The sequence below is a fragment of the Brachybacterium phenoliresistens genome (assembly GCF_000576425.1).
Lineage (GTDB): Bacteria > Actinomycetota > Actinomycetes > Actinomycetales > Dermabacteraceae > Brachybacterium > Brachybacterium phenoliresistens.
Genome location: NZ_KK069988.1, coordinates 517142 through 528555 on the forward strand (window position 1 = coordinate 517142; position 11414 = coordinate 528555).

An 11414-nucleotide genomic window follows, 5' to 3' on the forward strand; every position below is an offset into this window, starting at 1 on the left:
TGCACGGCGGCGCACGCCGCGGCCCTCCGGTTTCACGATCCGAGACTACGTGTCTTGCCTTTCGGCGCTGGTGTCGGGGGCGGTATCTGTGCTGGTCGGCGTGGTGTCCGGGAGGGTGAAGGACCCGTCGGCCGCGACGGCCTCGCCGCCGCGCGCGGCCTTGCGCCGCGTGAGGAGGATGACCATCACCACGGCGAGGATCACGGTGAGCAGCGCGACGACGGTGTGGATGCGCAGCGGGCCGACCATGAAGACCTCCTCGGTGCGCATCGCGTCGATCCAGGCGCGGCCGCTCGAGTAGATCGCGGCGTAGGCCCAGAAGATCCGGCCGCCGCCCAGCGAGAAGCGGCGCGCGAGGAACAGCAGCAGCACCACGCCGCCGAGGTTCCACAGCATCTCGTACAGGAAGGTCGGGTGGTAGGTGCCGGGCTCGCAGCCGGGGATCGGTGCGCCGTTGGTGACGCAGGTGATCTCCCAGCCCCAGGGCAGGTCCGTGGGCGGGCCGTACAGCTCCTGGTTGAACCAGTTGCCGAGGCGGCCGATGGCCTGCGCGACCATCAGCGTGGGGGCGATGGTGTCCGCCAGGACGGTGAAGGAGACCTGCTTGCGGCGGGCCATGAACCACACCGCGAGCGCGCCGCCGGCCACGGCGCCCCAGATGGCGAGGCCGCCCTCCCAGATCCGCAGCACCGAGCCGAGATCCCCGTCGGGCCCGAAGTAGGGCTCCGGCGAGGAGATGACGTGCCAGAGGCGGGCGCCGATGATGCCGGCGATCACCGCGGCGAAGACGACGTCGAACAGATCGTCCCCGTCGCCGCCGCGGAACACCCAGCGCTTCGTGGCCCACCACATGGCCACGCCGATCCCCGCGAGGATGCACAGCGCATAGAAGTGGATGGTCAGAGGACCGATCGACAGCGCGGAGATCGGGGAGCTGGGGATGCCGGCGAGGATCATGGGCGCGCCCCCGGACGGGCCCGGTCGATGCCGGCGCGCAGGTCGTCGGCGACGGCGGCGAGCGGGGCGAGGTCCCCGGGCTCGGCCTCGAGCAGGGCCCGCACGAAGGCGGAGCCGACGATCACGCCGTCGGCATAGGCGCCGACCTCGGCGGCCTGCTCCCCCGTGGAGACGCCGAGGCCGACGCACACGTTCCGGGCCCCCGCCTCGCGGGTGCGCTCGACCAGGCCCTCGGTGGCGGCGGAGACGGAGGTGCGGGTGCCGGTCACGCCCATGGTGCTGGCGGCGTACACGAACCCGCGGGTGTGGCCGACGACGTACTCCAGGCGGTCCCGCGGGGAGCTGGGGGCGACGAGGAAAACCCGGTCCAGGCCGTGGGCCTCGCTCGCGGCGATCCACTCCCCTGCCTCGTCGGGCGTGAGGTCGGGGGTGATCAGCCCGGCGCCGCCGGCGGCGGCGAGGTCCCGCGCGAAGGCGTCCACGCCGTAGGCGAGGATCGGGTTCCAGTAGGACATGACCACGATCGCGGCGCCGCGCCCGGACAGCTCGGAGACTGCGCGCAGCACGTCGCGGGTGCGGGTGCCGCCGGCGAGGGCGCGGGTGGCGGCCTCCTGGATCACCGGGCCGTCCATCACCGGGTCCGAGAAGGGCAGGCCCAGCTCGATCATGTCGACGCCGTGGTCGATCAGGGTCGCGGCCGCGGCGATCGAGCCCTCCAGGTCGGGGAAGCCGACGGGGAGGTATCCGATCAGCGCGGGGCGCCCCTCGGCGCGGGTGCGCTCGAGGACGTCCCCGGCGCGCAGCGGGGCCGCGGCGCCGCGGGGGTCGTGGGGCGCGGCGGTGGGGCTGCTCATGCCATCTCCTCAGGGGTGGTGGGGCGGGCGGCGACGGTGCGCGCCTCGGTCGCGGCCAGCGCCTCGCGGGCCCGGGCGCGCAGGGCCTGCAGGTCCCCGCGGCCCGGCTCCTCGTCTCCGAGCAGGCCGAACCAGCTCGAGGCGGTGTGCACGTCCTTGTCCCCGCGCCCGGACAGGCACACGACGATGACGGCGTCGGGGCCCAGCTCCCGGCCCAGCTCCAGCGCGCCGGCTAGGGCGTGCGCGGACTCCAGCGCGGGCATGATGCCCTCGGTCATCGACAGCAGGGCGAAGGCCTCCATGGCGGCGTCGTCGTCCACCGCCCGGTACTCCGCCCGGCCGATGTCCGCGAGCCATGCGTGCTCGGGCCCGACGCTGGGATAGTCCAGGCCCGCGCTCACGGAGTGCGACTCGATGGTCTGGCCGTCCTCGTCCTGCATCACCATCGAGCGCGCGCCGTGCAGGACGCCGGGGCGGCCGCCGCCGATGGTGGCGCTGTGCCGGCCGGTCGCCACCCCGTCGCCCCCGGCCTCGCAGCCCAGCAGGCGCACCTCCGGGTCGTCGAGGAAGGCATGGAACAGTCCCATGGCGTTGGAGCCGCCGCCCACGCAGGCGACCGCGGCGTCCGGGAGGCGCCCGGCGCGCTCCAGGACCTGGCTGCGCGCCTCTTCGCCGATGATCCGGTGGAAGTTGCGCACCATCACCGGGAACGGGTGGGGCCCGGCGACGGTCCCCAGCAGGTAGTGGGTGGTGGCGACGTTGGTGACCCAGTCGCGGAAGGCCTCGTTGATGGCGTCCTTGAGGGTGCGCGAGCCGTGCGTGACGGGCACGACCTCGGCGCCGAGCAGGCGCATCCGGGCGACGTTCAGGGCCTGCCGCTGGGTGTCCTCCTCGCCCATGTAGATCGTGCAGTCCAGGCCGAACAGCGCCGCGGCGGTGGCCGTGGCGACGCCGTGCTGGCCGGCGCCCGTCTCCGCGATCACCCGGGTCTTGCCCATGCGCCGGGTCAGGAGCGCCTGGCCGAGCACGTTGTTGATCTTGTGGCTGCCCGTGTGGTTGAGGTCCTCGCGCTTGAGCAGGATGCGGGCCCCGCCGGCGAGCTCGGAGAAGCGGGGGGCCTCGCTCAGCAGGGACGGGCGTCCCGTGTACTCCGCGGCCAGGCGCTGCAGCTCGGCGACGAACTCCGGGTCCACCAGGGCCTTCTCGTAGACCTCCGTGAGCTCGTCGAGCGCGGGCACCAGGGCCTCGGGCAGGAACCTGCCGCCGAAGTCCCCGAAGTACGGCCCGGTCTGCGCGCGCAGCTCCTCGGCGACGCTCGGACGTCCGGTCGGTCCGGTCGGGTTCTGGGGTGTGCTCACGCGGAGGGTCCCTTCGTGGAATCGGTCTCGGGGGCGGCGGCGCGGGTGCCCCGCGGCACGGCGCGGAAGGCGCAGGCGGTCCCGGCGGGATCCGCGCCGGTCACCAGGGCCTCCCCGACCAGCACCGCATCGGCGCCGGCCGCGGCATAGGCCTCGACGTCGGCGGGCCCGGCGACCGCGGACTCGGCGATCGCCAGCGGGCCGGGCGGGATCTGCGCGATGAGCCCGGAGGCGCGCTCCAGGTCGACGTCGAGGGTCTTCAGGTCGCGGGCGTTGACGCCGATGATCTCGGCGCCGAGGTCCAGGGCGCGCTCGAGCTCGGCCTCGGTGTGCGTCTCCACGAGGGACTGCATGCCGAGCTCGCCGACGAGGTCGTACAGGCTGCGCAGCTCCTCGTCGTCGAGGGCGGCGACGATCAGCAGGACCAGATCGGCGCCGTGGGCGCGCGCCTCATGGACCTGGTAGGGGTCCACCACGAAGTCCTTGCGCAGGACCGGGACGTCCACGGCGCGGCGCACGGCGTCCAGGTCCGCGAGGCTTCCGCGGAAGCGACGCTGCTCGGTGAGCACGCTGATCGCCCCGGCACCCGCCCCGGCGTAGGCGAGGGCCAGCTGTGCGGGATCGGCGATGTCCGCCAGCTCCCCCTTGGAGGGGCTGGCGCGCTTGACCTCCGCGATCAGTCCCATGGTGGTGCCGTCCCCGGCGATCGAGGCGCGGGCGTCGAGGGCGGGGGCGACCTGCGCCGCCAGGCGCCGCAGGGCGGCGTCGTTCACGCGGGCACGGCGCTCGGCCATGTCCTCGCGGACTCCCGCGATGATCTCGTCGAGGACGGTGCCGGTGCTCGTCACGGATGGTCTCCTGGGGGCCGAGGGATGGGGGTCATGCCCCGACCAGCGAGGTCGGGGCGAGGAATGCGAACCCGGGCAGGTTCCGGGCGACGGTGTAGACCGCGACCAGCCCGAGGACCGCCAGCACGACGCCGCGGGACGGCGCGGGAGGCGCCGCCGTGACGCCGCGGGCGCGCCGGACGGCCCAGCGGATCAGCAGGGCCAGGGCCACCGGGATGGCCAGGATCACCAGGGCGTTGTTCTGCAGGGCCAGCGGAAGGTCGCCGTCGAGCAGGGCGTGCACGGCCCGGGTGGCCCCGCAGCCGGGGCACTCGAGGCCCGTCAGCGAGTTCACGAGGCACAGCGGGACGTGCTGCCGGAACGGATCGAAGGTGACCTGGAGGAGCACGGCGCCCGCCCCGGCCGCCGCGAGGATCGCGGCGGGCAGGACGGCGCGGCGCGCACGGAGGGCGGCGCGGTCGGTCCGAGCCGCCGCGGTCACGTCCTGGCGACCCTGGAGCGCTTCTGGCCGAAGCCCGCGAACCGCAGCGCGACGCTCACGATGATCGCCGCGACGATGACCACCGAGCCGATCACGATGAGCAGGAGATTCATGATCGCGAGACCGAATGCGGCCACGACCGATCCGGCGACGACGCCCACGGTCATCGACCAGGCGGCGACGGTCTTGCCCTCGTTGTGCGGCGGGGCGGGCGGAACGGCGTAGGTCTGAGGCATGGATCCTTCTTCAGACGGGTGCGAGGCACAGGGGCGAGGACGCCCCCATTGTGCCACGCTCGCAGCACCGGGGACGGAGCCGATCAGGCCTGCCCGGGCCCGCTGCGGGGCGCGCTGTCGGGCGCGGAACCCCGGTCCTCCTCGGGCGCGGCGGGCTCGTCCTCCTCCTCGGGCGCGGCCGCGCTGGGGTCCTCCCCCAGCGACAGGGCGTCCCAGGCCCCGGCCGGGTCCGATGCGGGGTCGAAGGCCGTCTCCGGCGCATCGGCCGCGACGGTCCGGCGGTAGCGGGAGGAGCGGGGCCAGCGGCCGCCCCGGCGCAGCACCAGCACGCCGAGCAGCACCAGGCCGAGGGCGGGCGCGAGCACGGCGAGAGGCCACGCGGTGGCCTGGGCGGAGGCATCCCCGCCGATCACGCCGACGGACTCGGCGATGCTCGACCTCGAGGCGGCCAGCGGGTCCCGGCGCACCTGCAGCGCGCTCGCGCCCGCGCCGAGGCCGACGAGGACGAGAACGGGGCCGGTCACCAGGCGGATCCAAGCGGAGGACAGCGAGGTGGCCAGGCTCGCGGCGATGCCCACCAGGGCCAGCGCCACCACGGTCGGGGCGGCGTCCCCGCCCAGGATCGCGAGGTCGCGGCTGGTGCCGGCGAGGTCGATCGCGCTCGCGGTGGTCCAGGTGGTGCGGGTCAGTCCCGCCATCGCCGCGGAGAGCAGCAGGCCCAGCAGGACGGCGCTGCGGCGGCTCATCGGCCCGTCCCCGACGTCCCGTCGCCCCGGGCGCCGATCCCCCGCAGGGTCTGCGCGCTGGCGACGGCGCGCAGGGCGGCGGCCGCCTTGGACTGCGCCTCGCGGTGCTCCATGGTCGGGTCCGAGTCGGCGACCACCCCGCCGCCGGACTGGACATGGGCGGTGCCGTCGGTGATCACGGCAGTGCGGATCGCGATGGCCATGTCCATGTCCCCGGCGAAGTCGATGTAGCCGACGGTGCCGCCGTAGATGCCGCGGCGCACCGGTTCGAGCCGGTCGATGATCCGCATGGCGCTCGGCTTCGGCGCCCCGGAGAGGGTCCCCGCCGGGAACGTCGAGCGCAGGGCGTCGTAGGCGGTCATGTCCTCGCGGATGCTGCCGGTCACGGTGGAGACGATGTGCTGGATGTGGGAGTAGCGCTGGATGTGCATGAAGTCGCGCACCACCACGCTGCCGGGCTCGCAGAACCGCTGCAGGTCGTTGCGGGCGAGGTCCACCAGCATCAGGTGCTCGGAGCGCTCCTTGGGGTCGGCCAGGAGCTCCGCGGCCAGGGCCTCGTCCGCGGCGGGGTCCTCGCCGCGGGGCCGGGAGCCCGCGATCGGGTGCGTGGTGGCGATGCTGCCGCGCACCGTCACCAGCGACTCCGGGCTCGCCCCGACCACGTCGACGGCGCGCCCCTGCGCGTCCACGCCGCGCAGCAGGAACATGTACGGGCTGGGGTTCATCCGCCGCAGCACGCGGTAGACGTCCAGCGGGTCCTCGGCCGTGGGCAGGGAGAACCGCTGGGAGGGGACGACCTGGAAGATCTCGCCGTCGATGATGTCCTGCACGGCCGAGCGCACCGAGGCCTCGTACTCGCGCTGCGCGGTGCGGGCCTTCGGCGCGGCGTCGCGCACCACGTCGTACACGGCCGCGCCCGGGGCCAGCGGCCGGCGCAGGCGCTCGAGCATGTCCTCCAGGCGGGAGACGGCGTCGTCGTAGGCCGCGTCGACCCCGGCGTCGGCCCCGTCGATGTTCAGGGCGTTGGCGACCAGCAGCACGGTGGCGTCGTGGGCGTCGTGGACGGCGACGTCCTGGGCCAGCTGGAGGGAGAGGTCCGGCAGCCCCAGCTCGTCGGGCGGGGAGTCCGGGAGGTTCTCCCAGTGCCGCACCGCGTCGTAGGCGATGAAGCCGACCAGGCCGCCGGTGAAGGGCGGCAGGTGCGGCAGGCGGGCGGCCCGGAACTCCGCCGTGAGCACGCGCAGCGCCTCCATCGGGTCCTCGGCCTCGGGAAGGCCCGCGGGCACGTCGCCGATCCAGTGGGCCTTCCCCTCCTTCTCGGTGAGGATGGCCCGGGCTCGGGCCCCGATGATCGACCAGCGGGACTGCTCCCCCTCCCCCGCCGATTCCAGGAGGAAGGTGCCGCGGGGGTCGTCGCCGTCGGTGAGGCGGCGGTACAGCGTGATCGGCGTGTCCTCGTCGGCGAGGAGGCGGATCGTGACCGGCACGATCCGCTGCCGCGCGGCGAGGGCGCGGAAGGTCTCGCGGTCGGGCTGGACGACGCCGAGGCGATCCCCCTCGATCCCGGCCACGAGCTCCGGGTAGGACGGGGCCCGGCCCGCGCCGGGCCGCGCTGCGTGCTCGCTCATGCCCGGCGCTCCTGGGGATCGATCACGACGGCGGGCAGGTCACCGCCGTCGAAGCAGGTGGTGGTGCCGCGATGGCAGGCCGCGCCGACCTGGTCGACCTGGACCAGGAGGGTGTCGCCGTCGCAGTCCAGGGCGATGCCGCGGACCCACTGCACGTGGCCGCTGGTGTCCCCCTTGCGCCAGTACTCCCGGCGGCTGCGGGACCAGAACGTGACCCGGCCCTCGGAGAGGGTGCGGCGCAGCGCCTCGTCGTCCATCCAGCCGACCATGAGGACGTCGCGGCTGGTGGCGTCCTGGACGACGGCGCAGACCAGTCCGTGCTCGTCGCGCTTGAGACGGTCGGCCAGGGCGGGGTCCAGGGCGGTCGCGCTCACAGGGCCCTCTGCAGCTCGTCGGCGCGGTCCCGGCGCTCCCAGGTGAACTCGGGCAGCTCCCGGCCGAAGTGCCCGTGCACCGAGGTGCGCCGGTAGATGGGCCGCAGCAGGTCCAGGGCGTCGATGATCGCGGCGGGGCGCAGGTCGAAGACCTTGCGCACGGCGGCGGCGATGACATGGTCGGGGGCGCGGCCCGTGCCGAAGGTCTCGACGTACAGGCCCACCGGCTGGGCGACGCCGATCGCGTAGGCGACCTGCACCTCGGCGCGGTCCGCGAGCCCGGCGGCGACGATGTTCTTGGCGACCCAGCGCATGGCGTACGCCCCGGAGCGGTCCACCTTGCTGGGATCCTTGCCGCTGAACGCCCCGCCGCCGTGCCGGGCCATGCCCCCGTAGGTGTCCACGATGATCTTGCGGCCCGTCAGGCCGGCGTCGCCCTTGGGCCCGCCGATGACGAAGCGCCCCGAGGGGTTCACGTGGACGGTGACGTCCGAGGTGTCCAGGCCGAAGCCCGCGAGCTCCTCGAGCACCGGGGCGATCACCACGCCCTGGATCGCCGGGTCGAGCTGGGTGAGCAGCTCGACCTCCTCGGCGTGCTGGGTGGACACGACGATGGTGTCCACGCTGCGGGCCACGCCCTCGTCGTCGTAGCCGATGGTCACCTGGGTCTTGCCGTCCGGACGCAGGTACGGCAGGACGCCGTCGCGGCGCGCGGTCGAGAGGTTCGTGGACAGCCGGTGCGCGGCGTGGATCGGCAGCGGCATGAGCTCGGGGGTGTCGTTGCAGGCGTAGCCGAACATGAGGCCCTGGTCCCCGGCCCCGAGGGAGGCGAAGGCCTCCGCCTCGGCGCCGGCGCGGGTCTCGAAGGACTCGTCCACACCCGCGGCGATGTCCGCGGACTGCGCGCCGATGGAGACCTCGATGCCGCAGCTGTCCGCGTCGAAGCCCTTCAGGCTCGAGTCGTAGCCGATGTCGCGGATGACGTCGCGGACGATGCGGGCGACGTCGCTGTACCCCTGGGTGCGCACCTCCCCCGCCACATGGACGAGACCGGTGGTCACCATGGTCTCGACGGCGACGCGGGCGTCGCGGTCCTGGGAGAGGAGATCGTCGAGGATGGCATCGGAGATCTGGTCGCAGATCTTGTCCGGGTGGCCCTCGGTGACGGACTCGGAGGTGAAGTAGCGAAGCGCGCTCGAGCTCATGCCTGCAAGGGTACGTCCCCGAGCAGGGCGACGACCTGGTCGAGCACACCGTGGGCCACATGCAGCTTGCTGCCGGTGACCTCTCCCACATCGGCCCCGGCGGCGTCCAGGATGCGCACGCTGTTGGAGTCCGCGCCGAACACGCCGGCGGTCAGGTCGTTGAACACCAGGAGGTCCGCGCCCTTGCGGCGCGCCTTCTGCCGGGCCAGCTCGAGGGAGGACTCGTGCTCGGACCCGGTCTCCGCCGCGAAGCCCACGATCAGCCGCGGCGCCGTGCCCGGGTCCTCGTTGCGGGCCAGCACGCTGCCGCGCAGCACGTCGGGGGTCCGGGTCAGGGGGATCGCCGGGGCGTCCTGGCCGTCGACCTTCTTGATCTTGGCGGCGGACCGGGTCGTCGGGGTGAAGTCGGCGACGGCGGCGGCCATGACGAGCACGTCCGCCTGCTCGCGCTGCTCGGCGACGGCGGCCGCGAGCTCCGCGGCGCTGCGCACGTCCACCCGTTCCGCTCCCGGAGGGGTCTCGAGCTCGACGTTCGCCGCGACGAGGGTGACCTGCGCCCCGCGGGCGAGGGCGGCGTGGGCGAGCGCCCAGCCCTGCTTCCCGGAGGAATGGTTGGCGATGTAGCGGACCGGGTCGATCTCCTCGCGGGTGCCGCCGGCGCTCACGAGCACGCGCACCCCCTGGAGGTCCCGCACCGGGGCGCCGCTGGCGTCCTCGCACGGGGCGGCCAGCACCGCGGCGGCCGCGGCGAGGATCGCCTCGGGCTCGGGCAGGCGGCCGGGACCGGTGTCGGGGCCGGTGAGGCGCCCCACGGCGGGCTCGAGCACCGTGGTCCCGCGCGAGCGCAGCACCTCCACGTTCTCGACGGTCGCGGGATGCAGCCACATCTCGGTGTGCATGGCCGGGGCGAGCACGACGGGCCCGCGGGCGACCAGCAGGGTCGCGGCCAGCAGGTCGTCGGCGCGCCCCATGCGCACCCGGGCGAGGAGGTCGGCGGTCGCCGGGACCACGAGGACGAGGTCGGCCTCCTGCCCCAGGCGCACGTGCGCGACCTGGTCGACGTCCTCGAACACGCTCGTGATGACGCGCTGGTGGCTGAGAGCCTCCCAGGTCGCGGCGCCGACGAACTCGAGCGAGGAGGCGGTGGGGATGACACGGACCTCGGCCCCGGACGCGACAAGGCCGCGCACCACGTGCGCGGCCTTGTAGGCGGCGATGCCGCCTCCGACGCCGACGATCACACGGGCTCCGGCCAGTGCGCGCGCGGCGGTCATGTCAGAACTTGAAGTCCGCCAGCGGGACCTCGGGCGCGTCGTCGCCGAGCTCGAGCGGCGCGGGGCCGTCGGGCTGGGACTCGGCGAGCTCGCTCTCGTCGACCTCGCGGACGGTCAGCAGGCCCTCGTCGATCTCGCGCAGGGCGATGGACAGCGGCTTCTCCTGGTTGTCCACGTCGACCAGGGGCCCCACGAACTCGAGCAGGCCCTCGGAGAGCTGCGCGTAGTAGGCGTTGATCTGGCGGGCGCGCTGCGATGCGTACAGGACGAGCGCGTACTTGGAATCGACGTCCTCGAGCAGACGGTCGATCGGCGGATTCGTGATGCCCTCGGGCTGAGCGACGGTTCCGAACACGTCTGTCCCTTCGGTAGTGGGGTGGGTCCGACGCACCAGGATACGCCGCCGGGCTCCCCGGCGGACAGCGCAGGGACCGGCGACTTCCTCACACGGCGGGATCAGGGGAGGTCACAGGGATGCCGGGGTCCCGCGCACGCCCATCAGCGCGGCGAGCTCGTCGGTGGCCCGGTCGACCTCGTCGTTGACGACGGTGACGTCGAACTCGGACTCGGCCGCGAGCTCGACCCGGGCGGTCGCCAGGCGCCGCTCGCGCTCCTCGGCGTCCTCCGTGCCGCGCCCCACGAGGCGGGAGACCAGGGTCTCCCAGTCCGGAGGGGCGAGGAACACGAAGCGCGCCTCGGGAAGGGTCGCGCGCACCTGCCGGGCGCCGGCGAGATCGATCTCGAGCAGGACCGGGCGGCCGGACGCGACGGCATCCATCACCGCCGAGCGCGGGGTGCCGTACTTGTTGCGGCCGTGGACCACGGCCCACTCGAGCATCTCCCCGGCCTCGACCAGCCGGGTGAACTCCTCGTCGGAGACGAAGTGGTAGTGCACCCCGTCGATCTCGCCCGGCCGCGGCGCGCGCGTGGTCGCGCTCACGGACAGGTGGATCTGCGGGTACCGACGGCGGATCGCCGCGGAGACGGTCCCCTTGCCGACGGCCGTCGGCCCGGCGAGCACCGTGACCGGGACGGGAGGCGTGCTCGTCCCGTCCCGGTGCGGGGCGCTCACTCGGAGAAGTGGGCGACGAGCTTGTCGGCCTGGTGCGAGCCGAGACCGCGGATCTTGCGCGAGGGGGAGATGCCGATCTCCTCCATGATCTGCTGCGCCTTCACCTTGCCCACGCCGGGCAGGGACTCCAGCAGCGCGGACACGCGCAGACGACCGATGACCTCGTTGGACTCGGCTTCCTTCAGGACCTTCGCGATCTCCTCGCCGCGACGGCCGGTGCTGTCCTTCAGGCGGGCCTTGATGGCCGCGCGCTCACGACGCGCCTCGGCCGCCTTCTTCAGGGCCTCGGCCCGCTGTTCGGGAGTCAGAGGAGGAAGAGCCACGGTGATTACCTCTTGTTCTGTCGTCGACGTTGTGTGCGTCCCGACGGGTGCCAGACGC

14 protein-coding genes are annotated in these 11414 nt (G+C 73.9%); all 14 read right to left on the minus strand.

Annotated features, from left to right (window positions below; all coding sequences use genetic code 11):
• Positions 1 to 45: 45 nt before the first annotated feature.
• Positions 46 to 957 (minus strand): prolipoprotein diacylglyceryl transferase, encoded by a 912-nt coding sequence (lgt, locus tag BF93_RS02365; RefSeq protein WP_051486421.1) that lies wholly within the window; start codon positions 955 to 957, stop codon positions 46 to 48.
• A complete protein-coding gene (trpA, locus tag BF93_RS02370) occupies positions 954 to 1811 on the minus strand; it encodes a tryptophan synthase subunit alpha (protein ID WP_051486422.1) in 858 nt (285 codons plus the stop codon). Before trpA ends, lgt begins: the two co-directional genes overlap by 4 nt.
• Positions 1808 to 3112 carry a tryptophan synthase subunit beta gene (trpB, locus tag BF93_RS02375; RefSeq protein ID WP_051486462.1) on the minus strand — a complete coding sequence of 435 codons (1305 nt, stop codon included), beginning with the start codon at positions 3110 to 3112 and terminating at the stop codon, positions 1808 to 1810. The genes trpA and trpB overlap by 4 nt, the downstream gene beginning before the upstream one ends.
• A gap of 53 nt (positions 3113 to 3165) precedes the next feature.
• Positions 3166 to 4017: an indole-3-glycerol phosphate synthase TrpC gene (gene trpC, locus BF93_RS02380; protein ID WP_038370285.1), complete on the minus strand. Its 852-nt coding sequence runs from the start codon at positions 4015 to 4017 to the stop codon at positions 3166 to 3168.
• 31 nt (positions 4018 to 4048) lie between these two features.
• Entirely contained in the window at positions 4049 to 4498 is a 450-nt protein-coding gene (locus BF93_RS02385; RefSeq protein WP_038370286.1) for a DUF2752 domain-containing protein, read from the minus strand.
• Positions 4495 to 4734: an HGxxPAAW family protein gene (locus tag BF93_RS02390; RefSeq protein ID WP_038370287.1), complete on the minus strand. Its 240-nt coding sequence runs from the start codon at positions 4732 to 4734 to the stop codon at positions 4495 to 4497. Before BF93_RS02390 ends, BF93_RS02385 begins: the two co-directional genes overlap by 4 nt.
• Positions 4735 to 4817: 83 nt before the next feature.
• Positions 4818 to 5480: a Trp biosynthesis-associated membrane protein gene (locus BF93_RS02395; RefSeq protein WP_051486423.1), complete on the minus strand. Its 663-nt coding sequence runs from the start codon at positions 5478 to 5480 to the stop codon at positions 4818 to 4820.
• A complete protein-coding gene (locus BF93_RS02400; RefSeq protein WP_084148186.1) occupies positions 5477 to 7108 on the minus strand; it encodes an anthranilate synthase component I in 1632 nt (543 codons plus the stop codon). Before BF93_RS02400 ends, BF93_RS02395 begins: the two co-directional genes overlap by 4 nt.
• The gene (gene hisI / locus BF93_RS02405) at positions 7105 to 7482 is read right to left on the minus strand and encodes a phosphoribosyl-AMP cyclohydrolase (protein WP_038370288.1); all 378 of its coding nucleotides are present in this window, start codon (positions 7480 to 7482) and stop codon (positions 7105 to 7107) included. The genes BF93_RS02400 and hisI overlap by 4 nt, the downstream gene beginning before the upstream one ends.
• Complete coding sequence (gene metK, locus BF93_RS02410; RefSeq protein WP_038370290.1) at positions 7479 to 8687, minus strand: methionine adenosyltransferase; 1209 nt, start codon at positions 8685 to 8687, stop codon at positions 7479 to 7481. Before metK ends, hisI begins: the two co-directional genes overlap by 4 nt.
• Complete coding sequence (coaBC, locus tag BF93_RS02415; protein ID WP_038370292.1) at positions 8684 to 9961, minus strand: bifunctional phosphopantothenoylcysteine decarboxylase/phosphopantothenate--cysteine ligase CoaBC; 1278 nt, start codon at positions 9959 to 9961, stop codon at positions 8684 to 8686. The genes metK and coaBC overlap by 4 nt, the downstream gene beginning before the upstream one ends.
• A 1-nt stretch (position 9962) precedes the next feature.
• Complete coding sequence (gene rpoZ, locus BF93_RS02420; RefSeq protein WP_038370293.1) at positions 9963 to 10316, minus strand: DNA-directed RNA polymerase subunit omega; 354 nt, start codon at positions 10314 to 10316, stop codon at positions 9963 to 9965.
• Positions 10317 to 10427: 111 nt separating this feature from the next.
• The gene (gmk, locus tag BF93_RS02425) at positions 10428 to 11033 is read right to left on the minus strand and encodes a guanylate kinase (protein WP_038370294.1); all 606 of its coding nucleotides are present in this window, start codon (positions 11031 to 11033) and stop codon (positions 10428 to 10430) included.
• Positions 11030 to 11356 (minus strand): integration host factor, actinobacterial type, encoded by a 327-nt coding sequence (gene mihF, locus BF93_RS02430; protein ID WP_038370295.1) that lies wholly within the window; start codon positions 11354 to 11356, stop codon positions 11030 to 11032. The genes gmk and mihF overlap by 4 nt, the downstream gene beginning before the upstream one ends.
• Positions 11357 to 11414: the final 58 nt, after the last annotated feature.